The organism is Pseudomonas sp. MWU12-2029 (assembly GCF_023242425.1).
GTDB classification, from domain to species: domain Bacteria; phylum Pseudomonadota; class Gammaproteobacteria; order Pseudomonadales; family Pseudomonadaceae; genus Aquipseudomonas; species Aquipseudomonas kribbensis.
In genome coordinates this window covers 158,608-172,700 of sequence record NZ_JALJDY010000004.1, presented here as the reverse complement: position 1 = coordinate 172,700, position 14,093 = coordinate 158,608, and the positions used below count along the sequence as shown (strand labels likewise).

The following is a 14,093-nucleotide window of genomic DNA, read 5'->3' as shown; positions in this document are numbered from 1 at the left end:
CATGAGCCTTCACCTGATCATCGGCGACAAACTGCTTTCCTCCTGGTCCCTGCGCGCGGCGCTGGCGCTTGAACTGACCGGCGCACCCTACACCGAAGAACTGATCAAGCTCGGCAAGCCCGACACCCGCGAGCGGCTGCTCAAGCATTCGCCCACCGGCAAGGTGCCGCTGCTGACCACCGCACGGGGTACCATCGCCGACTCCCTGGCGATTGCCGAATACCTGGCCGAACAGTTTCCTTCCGAGCAGCTCTGGCCGACCGATATCGCTGCTCGTGCTCAGGCGCGCTCTGCCTGCGCGCAGATGCACAGTGGTTTCTTCGCGATGCGCAATCACATGCCGTTCAACCTGAGCCACGACGCACCGCTCAATCCGGTGCCGCCAGAGGTGAAGGTCGATGTCGAGCGTATGCTGGCGCTGTGGGCCGAATGCCGTGCGGCGGCGACGGAGGCCGGGCCGTTCCTGTTTGGTCGCGTGTCACTGGCCGATGCGTTCTTCGCACCGATTGCCGTGCGCCTGCGCACCTATCAGGTGAAGCTGCCGACCGAAGATGAAGCCTATGTTGAAACCGTCTACCAATGGCCGGCCTTCAAGGCTTGGCAAGAGGCTGGACTGGAGGAATTGCAGTCGTGAAACGTGTACATGTCGCTGCTGCCGTCATTCGTGACGACAGCGGCAAAATCCTGATCGCCCGCCGGGCTGACACTCAGCATCAGGGCGGCCTCTGGGAATTTCCCGGTGGCAAGGTCGAAGCCGACGAGTCGGTGCAGACCGCGCTGGCCCGCGAGCTGCACGAAGAACTGGGCATTGTCGTCGGCGCCGCCCGCCCGCTGATCAAGGTGCGCCACGATTACCCGGACAAGCAGGTGTTGCTGGATGTCTGGGAAGTCTCGAGCTTCACCGGCGAACCTCACGGCGCCGAAGGCCAACCGTTGGCCTGGGTGTCGGCGAAGGAGCTGGCGAATTACGAGTTCCCGGCGGCCAACCAGCCGATCGTGGCGGCGGCGCGACTGCCTGCTGAATACCTGATCACCCCGGAAGACCTGGAAGCCCCGGCCCTGTTGCGCGGCATCCAGAAGGCAATTGCCGGGGGCATCAAGCTGATCCAGCTGCGTGCGCCCAACGGTTATGACCCGAAATACCGCGATCTGGCGGTGGACGCGGTCGGACTGTGTGCCGGCAAGGCGCAGTTGATGATCAAGGGCCCGTTCGAGTGGCTGGGGGATTTCCCGTCCGCCGGTTGGCACATCACCTCGGCGCAACTGCGCAAGTACGCGGTAGCGGGGCGTCCGCTACCGGCGGAGCGTTGGCTGGCGGCGTCCTGCCACAATGCTGAAGAACTGGCGCTGGCCGAGCAGATGGGCGTGGATTTCGTCACCCTGTCGCCGGTGCAGCCGACCCTGACTCACCCGGATGCGCAGCCGTTGGGCTGGGAGCAGGCTTCGACACTGATCGAAGGCTTCAGCAAACCGGTGTTCCTGTTGGGTGGCGTCGGCCCGGCCGAGCGCGAGAAGGCGTGGAATGCCGGGGCTCAGGGTGTGGCGGGGATTCGGGCGTTCTGGCCTGAGGCCTGAATGGCATCTGAACACTCCCGCGCCTGGCGTGGGAGTGATCAGTTTTCGGGTTTCGCCGCCGGTTGCCACAGGATTTCTGCAATGCCCTGACGCCGCGCAATCAGCCTCGCCGCTACAAACAACAAATCCGACAAGCGATTGATATACGCCAGGCCAACCCCGGCCAACGGCTCCAACGCATTCAAATGCTGACAGCGCCGCTCGGCACTGCGCGCCAGGCTGCGGCAAACATGCGCCTGGGCAATCAGCATCGAACCACCAGGCAGAATGAAATTCTCCAGCGGCCCCAATTCCTCGTTCCAGACATCGATGGCCGCTTCCAGCCGTTCGATCTCCGCCGTGTTCAACGCCTGATATTCCGGCATCGCCAGTTCGCCACCGAGATCGAACAAGCGGTGCTGACAGGGCGCCAACACGTCGATCAATTCATTGAGTCCGGGGCAGTTTTCGCGTTCGGCGATCAACCCGGCCAGCAGCACGCCGACCTGACTGTTCAATGTGTCGACCTCGCCAATGGCCTCGATGCGCGGATGGTCCTTGGGGACGCGGCGGCCATCGCCGAGGCCGGTTTCGCCTTTGTCGCCGGTGCGGGTGTAAATCTTCGACAAGCGAAAGCCCATGGGTTACCTCGGTAGTTGATTGGTTTCGGCGGCAATGGGTGCCGGTTGCGCCAGCGGCAGGCGCAGGGTGAAGCAGGTGCCTTGCCCCGGTGCCGACTGCACTTCCATCTGCCCTTTGTGATTGTTGGTGATGATGAAGTACGACACCGAGAGCCCGAGCCCCGTGCCCTGGCCGATTTCCTTGGTGGTGAAGAACGGCTCGAAGGTGCGTTTGCGCACGTTCTCGCTCATCCCGATGCCGTTGTCTTCGACCTGAATCTCGGCCCATGGCGGATTGAGTCTGGTGCGCAGGATGATTCGTCCCGGCTCGCTGTCGTCTTCGCGCAGGTGGATCGCCTGCGCAGCGTTTTTCAGCAGGTTGAGCAGCACCTGTTCCAGCTCGTTGGCGGTGCCAGGAACCGGTCCCAGCGCCGGGTCGAACTGACGGATGATCGCCTGACCCTTGAAGTCGAAGCCGATGGCCAGGTCGAAGTCGTTGCCGGCGATATCCACCGCTTGATCGATCAGCGCCGGCAGGTCGCACGGCGCCATCTGGCGTGTGCTGCGACGGCTGAAACTGAGCATGTGGGTGACGATTTTTGCCGCCCGGGCCCCGGCCTGCTGAATGCCGTCAAGGAGTTGCGGGACTTCCCGGCCTTGCAGGTAGCGGTTCACGGTTTCCAGTTCGATGCCCAGTTGTTCGGCCTGTTCGAGGTTCTTCGGCAGGTCGGGCGACAGGCGCCGGCGAATGTTCTGTACGTTGTGCAGGATCGCGCCCAGCGGGTTGTTGATCTCGTGGGCCATGCCGGCCGCGAGGCCGCCGACCGAGAGCATTTTTTCCGACTGCACCATCATGTCTTCCAGTGACAGGCGCTGGGTGATGTCGTCGATCCGGATCACTACGCCGCGTCCGGCACCGCCCATCAGCGGGTAGAAGGTCAGGGCGTAATGCTTGGGTTCGTCGTCCTTGAACCAGGTCACTCGCTCGATTTTCGCCACGGTGTGTTGTTCGACGGTCTGCTTGAGCTGCGGCAGGAACGGCTTGAGCGGTTCGAACGCGAGGAAGATCGGCTGATTCAGTGCTTCGTCCAGCCGGGTGCCGGAGAGGGCACTGGCTTCCTGATTCCATTGCGTGACGTAGAGCTGCTCATCGAGGGCGATCAGCGCCGAGGGCATGGAGTCGATGATGCTGTTGAGGTAGTTCTGGAAGCCTGTGAGTTTCTTCTCGATCTTGCTGCGCACCTGGACTTCCAGCTCCAGTTTGCGGTTGGTATGGCGGGTTTCTTCGGCCAGCCCCTGGGCCTGATCGTAGGCGGCTTGCGAGTCATCGCGGGCGCGCTTGAGCTGCTGCTCCCGGGCCTCGATGCGTGAAAGCATGGTGTTGAAGGCCTCGGCCAGACTGCCGATTTCGTCGTGGTTGCCGCGCGAGGCGCGCAGGGCGTAGTTCTCCTCGCGGGTGACCTGGCGGGACAGTTCTTCGAGTTCGTGGATGGGGCGGGTGATCAGGCGCTTGATCTGCCGGGCAATCACCAGCCACAGCAAGACGCTGAAAATCAGGATTCCCAGACTCGCCGTCAGGGTGCCGGTGTAGAACGCCATCGGCAGTTCGCTGCTGGCCACCAGCAGCAGATGACCCGGCGCCGTGCCGGGGCGGGGCAGGGTGATCAATTGATTGCTGCGAAACTCGGTGAGCTGCCAGGCTTCGATATGCCGGTAGCGTTCCGGCAGATTGAGTTTGTCGCCGCGCTGTACCTGCGCAATACGGTCGCCCTTGCCGTCATACAGGGCGGCCGCCCGCAGCGGCGAGTAGCTGTCGAGCTCCTTGAGCAGGCGTTCGGCGCTTTGCGGAGATTGCAGCGCTTCGGCGATCAGGCTCGGGTTCGCGACCAGTCGGCCAATGGTCTGCAGCGCCTGGGGCGCCATGCTTTCCTGGGAAATGTAATAGGCCGCGCTGATGAAAGTCAGGTTGGCGACCAGTAACACGGTGGTCAACAGCACCAGCAGGGCGGCCAGCAGTTTCTGGCCGACCGGCAGGTTTTCGAGGCGCTGGCGCAATGGCATCGGGCTTATCGCAACAAAGGAACAAGTGGGCAGCGTAGCCGCTGCTCAGTCCACGGGCAATCCGAGACTGTGCAGATGGGCTGTCAGCCGTTGCTGCAATTGTTGCAGATGCGGCAGGTTGAGCTGGTGCCGCTGAGCAACCTTGCAGGCATGGCCCAACAGATAGCTGATTTCGGTGCGGCGCTTGCTGGCCACGTCCTGATACATGGAGGAGAAATTGGCGGCGGTGGCCGAAATCACCCGTTCGACTTCCTGTTGCAGGTTGTCTGCCGCTGCAGGCTGGCCGCAACGCTCCAGCAACTCGGTCAATTCGGCGCACAGGGTGGCGACTTCACAATGATGGTCCTGCAAACCGCCGTTACGGCAGTCGTGCAACACCGTCAGGGGATTGATCGCACAGTTGAGCGCCAGTTTTCGCCACAGTCGTGTGAGGATGTCCGCGCTCCATTCATGAGGAATCTTTGCCGCTTCAAGATCATCCAGCCAGAACGGTGCCACGGGAAGACCGGCATCGCCGAGCCAAGTGTAACCGTGGCCGGCAAAGACCACGCGCCAGTCGCCGTCGCGAAACGCCCCTTCGGTGCTGGAGGCGCTGATGCAGCGGGCCTGCGGGACTTGCGCAGCAACCGCTTCCTGACTGCCGAGGCCGTTCTGCAGAAGAATCAGTTCTGCGTCCGGTGCCAGACGATGAGCGACGCCGGCCACGGCGCTTTCGGCATCGTAGGCCTTGCACGCCACCAGCAGGCGCCGGATCGGTCCGGGACTGTCCGGCGTTTCGCCGGGGATGGCATAGCTGCTGGCCACGCCTTGTTCCACCAGGGTCAGGCCGCCCGCCGTCGCATAGTCATGCAAGCGGTCGATGTCGCGCAGGATCAACCGGACCGGCAATCCGGCCCGGGCCAGACGCGTGGCCCAGAGGGTGCCGAGACTTCCGGCGCCGAGGATGTGCCAGGGGGTGGACATCAGTTTTTCACTCGGTAAGGTACAGGCATGCAAGGCTCGCCGTGTCGGTGGGAAAAGACCCGTTATAATGAGCCCGATTTTAACCGCAAGCCAAGCGCGCCGCGTCCTGAACGAGCGCGCCTTTTTATTGGAGAGATTACATGCCGTCGTTCGACGTGGTATCCGAACTGGACAAACACGAACTCACCAACGCGGTCGAGAACGCCGTGAAGGAACTCGATCGTCGTTATGACCTGAAAGGCAAGGGCAGCTTCGAATTCAAGGAAAAGGACCTGACCGTCCACCTGACCGCTGAAGCCGATTTCCAGCTGGAAGCGATGATCGAGATCCTCAAGCTGGCCCTGGTCAAGCGCAAGATCGACGTGCAGTGCCTCGAGGTCAAAGACTCCTTCGCCTCGGGCAAGCTGATGAAGCAGGACGCCGTTCTGAAGGAAGGCATCGACAAGGAGCTGGCGAAGAAGATCGTCGGCCACATCAAGGAAGCCAAACTCAAGGTGCAGGCTGCCATTCAGGGCGAGCAGGTACGTGTCACCGGCAAGAAGCGTGACGATCTGCAGGAAGCCATCGCTGCCCTGCGTGCCAAGGAATTCGGCATGCCACTGCAATTCAACAACTTCCGCGACTGAGCCATCCGAGTCGGGAACCTCTCGGCGTTTTCAGCGTCCGAGGGCCAAGCAGCGGCAGAAACGATTGAGCCCCCGCAGGCCCGGTCGTTCTGCCGCTGATTTTTTCAGCCCGGGAAGCCGGCAATCAGGAGATAAAAGATGGATTTGAATGCTGAGGTAGACAACCTGGTCAAGGCGTCCCAGGCGTGGATTCCGATGATCATGGAATACGGCAGCCGTGTGCTGCTGGCGGTGATTACCCTGGCGATCGGCTGGTGGCTGATCAACAAGGTCACGCAAAAACTGGGCGGTCTTCTGGCTCTGCGCAATGCCGACCTGGCGCTGCAGGGTTTTATCAGCAGCCTGGCCAACATCATTCTCAAGGTGCTGTTGATCGTCAGCGTGGCGTCGATGATCGGCGTCGAGACCACTTCGTTCGTCGCGGCGATCGGTGCGGCCGGCCTGGCCATCGGCCTGGCGTTGCAGGGCAGCCTGGCGAACTTCGCCGGCGGCGTGCTGATTTTGCTGTTCCGTCCGTTCCGCATCGGTGACTGGATCGAAGCGCAGGGCGTGGCAGGTACTGTCGACAGCATCCAGATTTTCCACACCGTACTGCGTACCGGCGACAACAAGACCATCATCGTGCCGAACGGCAACCTGTCGAATGGCATCATTACTAACACCAACCGTCAGCCAACCCGCAAGGTTGTGTTCGATGTAGGTGTCGATTACGAAGCTGATCTGCAAAAGGCTCGTCAAGTGCTGCTGGACCTGGCCAAGGATGATCGCGTTCTGCAGGATCCGGCGCCTCAGGCTGTCATTTCCACCTTGGGCGATAGTTCGATTACTGTTTCCCTGCGGGTCTGGGTTAAAACTGCAGACTATTGGGATGTGATGTTCATGTTTAACGAACAATCCCGTGATCGTTTAAAGACTGCCGGCATTGATATTCCGTTTCCACAACGAGTGATTCGTGTGGTTCAGGAATCGGCAGTGTAATGATAGGTTGCTAATTAATTGCCTGACTTGTTGGTCAGGCATTTATTACAAGTGACAGATAACAAAAAGGCCCATCCGAAGATGGGCCTTTTTTATGCTACCAAACTAACCACTGACGATTACAAAATGTTCAGTGGGTACTCGGTGATCAGACGGAACTCTTTAACGTCGCCTTCGCCTTCATCAGCGTTAGCAACGTGCCACGCTTGACGAATACGGAAGGACAGGTCTTTTGCCGGACCGCTTTGAACCACGTATTTGGCTTCAAAGTTGGTTTCGTGGTGTTTGCCGTCTTCACCGTAAGCACCGGTGTAAGAGCTGCCCGCTGGAGTGTGGGTACCGTCGATGTCCCAACCTTTGACGTAACGAACCATGAAGCTCAGGCCAGGAACGCCATACTCGGCCATTTTCAGGTCGTAACGGGCTTGCAGGGATTTCTCGCCTGGACCGTTGAAGTCAGAGTACTGGATGGAGTTGGCGAGGAAGATCGAGTCGCCACCGCGGTTCGAAGGACCGTGGCCGCCGACACCGATGTAGTCGAACGGAGTGTCGCCATTGACCTTCTGGAAGGCCAGGGTGAAGGTGTGTGCCTTCAGGAACGACAAGGCGGTTGCCAGGGAGAACGCAGTGTTGCTGATCTCGCCAGCTTTGGCGCTGCCGGTGTCGGTGGTGCGGTAAATGTTGAAGTCAGTGTTCAGCGAAGTGTCACCACCGAATGGGGTAGTGAGGTTCACGTTGGCGTAGTACTGGTTCCAGATGTCTTCCAGCTTGGCGCCGTACAGGGAAGCCGACAGGTTGTCGGTGATGCCGTATTTGCCGCCGAAGTAGTCGATCGAGTCAGCCTTGACGTTGGCGTAGGTTGCCCACAGCTCGCCGTCACGGGCGTTCTTGTCCTGGCTGGTAGCCGAGTAGAAGTGACCGGCTTCGAGGTCAAGGTCTTTGACTTCGCTGCTCTGCAGCTGGAAGCCGCTGGCAGTTTGAGGAAGGATACGGGAACCGCCGACAGCGAACACTGGAGCAGTGCTTGGCTGCTGGTCACCGATTTTCAGCTCGGTCTTGGAAACGCGGAACTTGATTGCAGCGCCGGCTTTGCCCTGGCTGTTGTTGACGTCACGGGAACCGTCCGGGTTGACGGTATCGCTACGGCTCATGTTGCCGGAACCGGAAGTACCGTCACCGCCGTCCAGTTTGATGGCCAGGTAACCGAATGCATCAACACCTACACCGACAGTACCCTGGGTGTAACCGGAGCTGAAGTTGCCGAGGAAGCCCTGGGTCCAGTCTTTCTGGTCGCGGCCGCCGTTCTTGTTGTCACGGTTGAAGTAGTAGTTCTTCAACGTTTCGGTCAGTTTGGCGTCTTCAACAAAGCCTTTGGCTTCTGCCTGGTCACTAACAAACGGTGCGGCCGTAGCCACTTGAGTACTGGCTGCTGCTGCAACTGCCAGTGCGATCATGCTCCACTTCATCACGCGCATCGTGATTTGCTCCTTTGGTTTTAGAAGAGTACTGCCGTCCCACCTGTTTTATTATCTGGGCGGCTCTTTCTTTTTGTGTCGGCGCAAACTTATATCACGCCGACAATGTTGGCGATACTTGCACATACAACCTTTCATGTTCTTTACGACGCTGTCGCAAATGACTTGGTCGATGTCGCAAATTCACAGTACCCATGCAGTCGGGCTGACAACTTTATCGCTGTTTCTGGGCCTTTCTGCATCGGTAAAAAAGAGTCCCTGGCAAAACACTTGAATCTCCATCGGGCAACCCTGCCACTGTTTTTTTCGGGGTTTGAACCACCACTTCCCGTGGCGGGCTCATAGCCCATATGAGTACGAATGCAACAAGCGTGCACAAACCGCAAAATTGATGCGGTTATTTTTCCCTGGCCCCGCTTGTGGCTGTAAAAACCTTGTAAATGCGGGCTCGCGCGCTCCATTTTGATCAGGGTTGACGCGCTTCCTCGCTTGGTGTTGCCAGGCCCGATTTTGCGCATGACAACCAAAAACGTTACCGGTTCACCCTGTCAGTGAGTATTTGGCGGATGCCCGAGCCATTGAGCGTAGACCCACTGTACGGTTTTGGTGCAAATAATTTTCCCGGCTGTACTGAATTCAAACACTTGAGCCCTGTCATGACCCTGAACGCGGTAGTGAGTCACGGTCATTTCGGCGTGCTGTCTGGCACGGCGGGTTTCGTGCTGGTGCGCGATCGCCAGAAATGTTCCATGACGGGGCGCCGCTTCATCGTGAAGGGCAGGGCATTCGAAGGTATGCTGCCGTCCTGTCGTTTAGTGCGCCTTCCACCGGGCAGGTCCACTAAGCTGAATATTGTCGATCAGCCGGGAGTGCACCCAGTGTTTGCTTTAGATTCACGACTTCAACAGGACACGCTGACCATCGGCGACTTCCCGCTTTGCCGGTTGCTGCTGTCCAACGACGCCAACTACCCGTGGTTCATCCTGGTGCCTCGTCGCGACGATATCAGCGAGTTGTTTCAATTGGATGTCGCGGATCAGCAGCGTCTGTGGCAGGAAACCACCGCTCTGGCGGAGGTGCTCAAGGACTCGTTCGATGCCGACAAGATGAACGTTGCCACACTGGGTAACGTCGTCAGCCAGCTGCACATGCATGTGATCGTGCGCAAGCGTGATGACGCCGCGTGGCCGGCGCCGGTCTGGGGCAAGCACCCAGCCAAGCCTTACAGCGCCGAACAGGTGGCCGCGATCCGCGAGCGCCTGCGCCTGGTGCTGGACGAAGATTTCAAGTTTCTGGAGGGCTGATCATGAGCCTGGAACAACGCGTTACCGATCTGGAAAGCCGTCTGGCATTTCAGGACGACACCATTCAGGCGTTGAATGATGTGCTGGTGGAGCAGCAGCGAGTCGTGGAGCGTCTGCAATTGCAGATGGCCGCGCTGCTCAAGCGCCAGGAGGAAATGGTCGGCCAGTTCGGGTCCTTTGAGGAAGACGCACCGCCGCCGCACTACTGAGTTTGCGTATTTCGTAGGGGCAATAAAAAACCGCGAGCAGCCAGGCTGTTCGCGGTTTTTTCGTTCTGGATCAGCGACGCGGCAGGGCGGCGATCACGTCTTCGGCTTGCAGGCCTTTGTCACGGTTCATGACCGAGAACTCCACGCGCTGGCCTTCGACCAGGACGCGGTGGCCTTCGCCACGGATGGCGCGAAAGTGCACGAAAATATCATCGCCGGAGTCCCGGGAGATAAAGCCGAAGCCCTTGGAGGTGTTGAACCACTTGACGGTGCCGGTATCGCGGTTGCTCATGTCGTAGCTTTGCGCGGCGGCGGCCGGTGAGGATTTGTAGAAGCTGACGGCCAGGTGCAGGATCACGGCGACCAGAGCGATCACCAGGCTGAACAGCACGGCTGGCTGGCCGGCGATGACAGGCATCGGCGCGATCAGGGTCAGGGTTTGCAGGACGACGGTCAGCACCAGCAGTGCGCTGACCAGATTTTGCAGATGCTGGCGCGGGCCTTTGTTCCAGTAAGGGATCACCGGGGCAATGACCAGGTTCAGCAGGCCGAAAAAGGCCAGGTAAAGTGCATCGGGTTGTTGCAGGTAAGGAACGGCTTCGGATTTCAAGCTGGGTATGAACGACAGCAGCAACGCCGCTGCGCCCATTAGCAGGTGGACGATTTTCAACATTTTTATTGACTCACGTTATGACGGCTCACAAGGAAGAGCTGAAGGCGCACGGTTCGCTTCGAAACAATAAGAGGCGTTGGACACGTGCCCGGCATCAGCCTATGCGCAACGCCCGGAAAACAGGGCGTAGCGACACACTGCCTATTTAACAGCAAAGCCCACAGCTACTCAAATCACGCCGGCCAGCGGCAACGCGTGGGGCGATTTGTCGCCTCTATCGGGTCGATACGGGGGCTGCCATGGAAGGGAGGCCTTGCTACAGTGAACCGACACCTGCTGGATGAATTCAATCGCCGTTAGGGGGTAAGCATGGCAATCGATATCGGTATCAGTGAAGAAGACCGCAAATCCATCGTCGAAGGGCTGTCGCGTCTGCTGTCGGACACCTACGTGCTCTATTTGAAGACCCACAACTTCCACTGGAACGTCACCGGACCGATGTTCCGGACCCTGCACCTGATGTTCGAGGAGCAGTACAACGAGCTGGCACTGGCCGTGGATTCGATCGCCGAACGCATCCGCGCCCTGGGTTTCCCTGCGCCGGGCGCCTATGCGACTTACGCGCGTCTTTCCTCTATTAAGGAAGAGGTGGGCGTACCCAGTGCCGAAGACATGATCAAACAACTGGTCGAAGGCCAGGAGGCGGTTACTCGCACGGCGCGGGGGATTTTCCCGTTGCTGGATAAGGTCAGTGACGAGCCGACGGCTGATCTTCTGACTCAGCGCATGCAAGTCCACGAGAAAACCGCGTGGATGCTCAGGGCGCTGCTCGAAGCTTGATCGCCCGTGGCGCACGGCCACGAATTGTCGGCCGTGCGCCCGTCCTGGCGAGGAAAAAACACTCGCGTTTGTAGGATGCGAGGAAAGCACTTCGCTGGTCCATGATCCTCCCTTTTCTGTTGGCTTATCCTACGAGGACGGTCAAAAAGTCGTCTGGCCATGCCTTTGTCCCTGCGCTTTTAATGAGGTCACAGGATGTTGCCTTGGCAACAAGCAGAGATGGCAAAGGAGTGTCAATGATATGGAAGTTGGAGACAGGCGAAGTGGAATCGTCATCGGCTCGCGGCAGGACAGGGCCGTGGCACCGTTTCTTGAGGAGTTCGACATGGCATTGATCCGGCCATTGGCCCGGTCGGTGCGTTTGAACGGGTTTGCGACCTGCATGCGGCTGGAACAGGTCTACTGGAATATTCTGGGCCGAATGGCCGAGGATAATTGCTGTTCGGTCGGCACCTTGCTGTCCCGTGTCGATCGCGAGGTGCACCTGCGTCACGGTGGCGTGAAGAACTTCAGCGGTCTGGTGCGGGTGGTGTGCGTCGTGCACGGCCTGCGGGATGCCCCGGTAACCATCGGGGGTTGCCAGTGACCGGGCGGCCCGTGCAGTCTTCCGGCTGCACAGGCCGCATTTAATGGATATAATCCCGCTCTTTCGCCACACCGCCCTGCGGGAGCTGGCAATCTGATCGCCGAGACAACTCCATGCCGATGTACGATTACCAATGTGCTTCCTGTGGTCATCAGTTGGAAGCCATTCAAAAGATCAGTGATGCACCGCTGGTCGATTGCCCTGCCTGTCAGGCACCAGAGCTCAGGAAACAGCTGTCCATGCCAGGCTTTCGCCTCAGCGGCAGCGGTTGGTACGAAACCGATTTCAAGACCGGCGCGAAGAAGAATCTGGCCGGTGGCGACAAATCTGACTAGGGTTCAGTCCCGGGTCTTACGACACGCGCGAGCATCCACCGGTCGCACAGAGCTTGAGTGCGGCGGATCTCCACCGAATTTCGAATTACGAGAAGCGAAACCACTACCATGATGCGCAGCCATTATTGCGGCCAACTGAACGAAAGCCTGGAAGGCCAGGAAATTACCCTTTGCGGATGGGTTCACCGTCGCCGCGACCACGGCGGGGTGATTTTCCTCGATATCCGTGATCGTGACGGTCTGGCCCAGGTGGTCTTCGATCCGGATCGCGCCGAGAGCTTCGCCGCCGCCGATCGCGTGCGCAGCGAATACGTCGTGAAGATCACCGGCAAGGTGCGTCTGCGTCCGGCCGGTGCCACCAACGCCAACATGGCGTCGGGCATGATCGAAGTCCTGGGCTACGAACTGGAAGTGTTGAACGAGTCGGAAACCCCGCCGTTCCCGCTGAACGAGTTCTCCGACGTCGGTGAAGAAACCCGTCTGCGCTATCGTTTCCTCGACCTGCGTCGTCCGGAAATGGCCGAGAAGCTGCGCCTGCGTTCGCGCATGACCACCAGCATCCGTCGCTACCTCGACGAGAACGGCTTCCTTGACGTGGAAACGCCGATCCTGACCCGCGCTACTCCGGAAGGCGCGCGTGACTACCTCGTGCCGAGCCGTACTCACGCCGGTTCGTTCTTCGCACTGCCGCAATCGCCTCAGCTGTTCAAGCAACTGCTGATGGTCGCCGGCTTCGACCGTTACTACCAGATCGCCAAGTGCTTCCGCGACGAAGACCTGCGTGCCGACCGTCAGCCTGAGTTCACTCAGATCGACATCGAGACCAGCTTCCTCGACGAAAAAGACATCATGGGCCTGACCGAAGGCATGATCCGCAACCTGTTCAAGGAAGTGCTGGATCTGGAATTCGGCGAATTCCCGCACATGACGTTCGAAGAGGCCATGCGCCGTTACGGTTCCGACAAGCCGGACCTGCGTAACCCGCTGGAGCTGGTGGACGTTGCCGATCAACTGAAAGAAGTTGATTTCAAGGTGTTCAGCGGCCCGGCCAACGATCCGAAGTGCCGTATCGCCGCACTGCGCGTTCCAGGCGGGGCGAGCATGCCGCGCAAGCAGATCGACGACTACACCAAGTTCGTCGGCATCTACGGTGCCAAGGGTCTGGCGTACATCAAGGTCAACGAGCGTGCTGCCGGTGTTGAAGGTCTGCAGTCGCCGATCGTGAAAAACATCCCGGAAGCCAACCTGAACGTGATCCTCGATCGCGTCGGTGCTGTCGACGGCGATATCGTGTTCTTCGGCGCCGACAAGGCCAAGATCGTCAGCGAAGCCCTGGGCGCGCTGCGTATCAAGCTCGGTCACGACCTGAAGCTGCTGACCTGTGAGTGGGCTCCGATGTGGGTCGTCGACTTCCCGATGTTCGAAGAGAACGACGACGGCAGCTTCTCCGCCCTGCACCACCCGTTCACCGCGCCGAAGTGCAGCCCGGAAGAGCTCGAAGCCAACCCGGCTGGCGCGCTGTCCCGTGCCTATGACATGGTCCTAAACGGCACCGAGCTGGGTGGCGGTTCGATCCGTATCCACCGCAAGGAGATGCAGCAAGCGGTATTCCGCCTGCTGGGTATCAACGAAGCGGAACAGGAAGAGAAGTTCGGCTTCCTGCTCGATGCGCTGAAGTACGGTGCACCGCCGCACGGTGGTCTGGCCTTCGGTCTGGACCGTCTGGTGATGCTGATGACCGGCGCCCAGTCGATCCGTGAAGTGATCGCCTTCCCGAAAACCCAGAGTGCTGCCGACGTTATGACGCAGGCGCCGGGTGTCGTGGATGCCAAGGCACTGCGCGAATTGCACATTCGTTTGCGCGAAACACCAAAGGCTGAGTAAGACGGGCCTGAAGGCGCATCTTCGGATGCGCCTTTTTTCTTTCTA

15 protein-coding genes are annotated in these 14,093 nt (G+C 59.6%); 10 read left to right on the top strand and 5 right to left on the bottom strand.

Annotated elements, in window-relative coordinates:
• Position 1 precedes the first annotated feature (1 nt).
• Entirely contained in the window at positions 2 to 634 is a 633-nt protein-coding gene (locus M5B44_RS11305; RefSeq protein ID WP_248739197.1) for a glutathione S-transferase family protein, read from the top strand.
• Complete coding sequence (locus tag M5B44_RS11300) at positions 631 to 1,575, top strand: Nudix family hydrolase (protein ID WP_248739196.1); 945 nt, start codon at positions 631 to 633, stop codon at positions 1,573 to 1,575. The genes M5B44_RS11305 and M5B44_RS11300 overlap by 4 nt, the downstream gene beginning before the upstream one ends.
• Positions 1,576 to 1,613: 38 nt before the next feature.
• Here M5B44_RS11300 and M5B44_RS11295 read toward each other — a convergent pair whose 3' ends face one another.
• From M5B44_RS11295 to M5B44_RS11285, 3 genes are read right to left on the bottom strand one after another with little or no spacing between them, the layout of a single operon-like run.
• Entirely contained in the window at positions 1,614 to 2,195 is a 582-nt protein-coding gene (locus M5B44_RS11295) for a cob(I)yrinic acid a,c-diamide adenosyltransferase (protein ID WP_248739195.1), read from the bottom strand.
• 3 nt (positions 2,196 to 2,198) lie between these two features.
• Positions 2,199 to 4,235 carry an ATP-binding protein gene (locus M5B44_RS11290; protein WP_248739194.1) on the bottom strand — a complete coding sequence of 679 codons (2,037 nt, stop codon included), beginning with the start codon at positions 4,233 to 4,235 and terminating at the stop codon, positions 2,199 to 2,201.
• A 45-nt stretch (positions 4,236 to 4,280) separates the two neighbouring features.
• Positions 4,281 to 5,198, bottom strand: coding sequence for a putative 2-dehydropantoate 2-reductase (locus M5B44_RS11285; protein WP_248739193.1), 918 nt, complete (start codon positions 5,196 to 5,198; stop codon positions 4,281 to 4,283).
• Positions 5,199 to 5,338: 140 nt separating this feature from the next.
• On the opposite strand from M5B44_RS11285, the gene M5B44_RS11280 reads away from it, so the two are divergent.
• Positions 5,339 to 5,824, top strand: coding sequence for a YajQ family cyclic di-GMP-binding protein (locus M5B44_RS11280; protein ID WP_007951218.1), 486 nt, complete (start codon positions 5,339 to 5,341; stop codon positions 5,822 to 5,824).
• Positions 5,825 to 5,962: 138 nt separating this feature from the next.
• The gene (locus tag M5B44_RS11275; protein WP_007951217.1) at positions 5,963 to 6,802 is read left to right on the top strand and encodes a mechanosensitive ion channel family protein; all 840 of its coding nucleotides are present in this window, start codon (positions 5,963 to 5,965) and stop codon (positions 6,800 to 6,802) included.
• 119 nt (positions 6,803 to 6,921) lie between these two features.
• On the opposite strand, the gene M5B44_RS11270 is transcribed toward M5B44_RS11275, so the two are convergent.
• Positions 6,922 to 8,277: an OprD family porin gene (locus M5B44_RS11270; protein WP_248739192.1), complete on the bottom strand. Its 1,356-nt coding sequence runs from the start codon at positions 8,275 to 8,277 to the stop codon at positions 6,922 to 6,924.
• Positions 8,278 to 9,155: 878 nt separating this feature from the next.
• On the opposite strand from M5B44_RS11270, the gene M5B44_RS11265 reads away from it, so the two are divergent.
• Both M5B44_RS11265 and M5B44_RS11260 read left to right on the top strand, forming a co-directional pair.
• Positions 9,156 to 9,581, top strand: a complete 426-nt coding sequence (locus M5B44_RS11265) for an HIT family protein (protein ID WP_114886769.1) — start codon at positions 9,156 to 9,158, stop codon at positions 9,579 to 9,581.
• Between the two features lie 2 nt (positions 9,582 to 9,583).
• Complete coding sequence (locus M5B44_RS11260) at positions 9,584 to 9,790, top strand: SlyX family protein (protein ID WP_085709618.1); 207 nt, start codon at positions 9,584 to 9,586, stop codon at positions 9,788 to 9,790.
• 70 nt (positions 9,791 to 9,860) lie between these two features.
• On the opposite strand, the gene M5B44_RS28900 is transcribed toward M5B44_RS11260, so the two are convergent.
• Entirely contained in the window at positions 9,861 to 10,463 is a 603-nt protein-coding gene (locus M5B44_RS28900; RefSeq protein WP_085709619.1) for a cold-shock protein, read from the bottom strand.
• 309 nt (positions 10,464 to 10,772) lie between these two features.
• Between M5B44_RS28900 and M5B44_RS11250 the strand changes: the two genes are divergently transcribed.
• From M5B44_RS11250 to aspS, 4 genes are all read left to right on the top strand, one after another.
• Positions 10,773 to 11,243: a Dps family protein gene (locus M5B44_RS11250; protein WP_039766007.1), complete on the top strand. Its 471-nt coding sequence runs from the start codon at positions 10,773 to 10,775 to the stop codon at positions 11,241 to 11,243.
• A 241-nt stretch (positions 11,244 to 11,484) separates the two neighbouring features.
• Entirely contained in the window at positions 11,485 to 11,829 is a 345-nt protein-coding gene (locus M5B44_RS11245) for a ribbon-helix-helix domain-containing protein (RefSeq protein WP_085709620.1), read from the top strand.
• A gap of 113 nt (positions 11,830 to 11,942) precedes the next feature.
• Positions 11,943 to 12,164, top strand: a complete 222-nt coding sequence (locus M5B44_RS11240) for an FmdB family zinc ribbon protein (RefSeq protein ID WP_065258528.1) — start codon at positions 11,943 to 11,945, stop codon at positions 12,162 to 12,164.
• Positions 12,165 to 12,272: 108 nt separating this feature from the next.
• Complete coding sequence (gene aspS, locus M5B44_RS11235; protein ID WP_011335645.1) at positions 12,273 to 14,048, top strand: aspartate--tRNA ligase; 1,776 nt, start codon at positions 12,273 to 12,275, stop codon at positions 14,046 to 14,048.
• Positions 14,049 to 14,093 lie beyond the last annotated feature (45 nt).

What these genes read in the sequence shown, in the direction of transcription:
- M5B44_RS11290 (WP_248739194.1), bottom strand. Translation starts at nt 4,235, where the DNA reads ATGCCATTGCGCCAGCGCCTCGAAAACCTGCCGGTCGGCCAGAAACTG.
- M5B44_RS11245 (WP_085709620.1), top strand. Translation starts at nt 11,485, where the DNA reads ATGGAAGTTGGAGACAGGCGAAGTGGAATCGTCATCGGCTCGCGGCAG.
- M5B44_RS11250 (WP_039766007.1), top strand. Translation starts at nt 10,773, where the DNA reads ATGGCAATCGATATCGGTATCAGTGAAGAAGACCGCAAATCCATCGTC.
- M5B44_RS11275 (WP_007951217.1), top strand. Translation starts at nt 5,963, where the DNA reads ATGGATTTGAATGCTGAGGTAGACAACCTGGTCAAGGCGTCCCAGGCG.
- M5B44_RS11280 (WP_007951218.1), top strand. Translation starts at nt 5,339, where the DNA reads ATGCCGTCGTTCGACGTGGTATCCGAACTGGACAAACACGAACTCACC.
- M5B44_RS11295 (WP_248739195.1), bottom strand. Translation starts at nt 2,195, where the DNA reads ATGGGCTTTCGCTTGTCGAAGATTTACACCCGCACCGGCGACAAAGGC.
- M5B44_RS11305 (WP_248739197.1), top strand. Translation starts at nt 2, where the DNA reads ATGAGCCTTCACCTGATCATCGGCGACAAACTGCTTTCCTCCTGGTCC.
- M5B44_RS11240 (WP_065258528.1), top strand. Translation starts at nt 11,943, where the DNA reads ATGCCGATGTACGATTACCAATGTGCTTCCTGTGGTCATCAGTTGGAA.
- M5B44_RS11285 (WP_248739193.1), bottom strand. Translation starts at nt 5,198, where the DNA reads ATGTCCACCCCCTGGCACATCCTCGGCGCCGGAAGTCTCGGCACCCTC.
- M5B44_RS11260 (WP_085709618.1), top strand. Translation starts at nt 9,584, where the DNA reads ATGAGCCTGGAACAACGCGTTACCGATCTGGAAAGCCGTCTGGCATTT.
- M5B44_RS11270 (WP_248739192.1), bottom strand. Translation starts at nt 8,277, where the DNA reads ATGCGCGTGATGAAGTGGAGCATGATCGCACTGGCAGTTGCAGCAGCA.
- aspS (WP_011335645.1), top strand. Translation starts at nt 12,273, where the DNA reads ATGATGCGCAGCCATTATTGCGGCCAACTGAACGAAAGCCTGGAAGGC.
- M5B44_RS28900 (WP_085709619.1), bottom strand. Translation starts at nt 10,463, where the DNA reads ATGTTGAAAATCGTCCACCTGCTAATGGGCGCAGCGGCGTTGCTGCTG.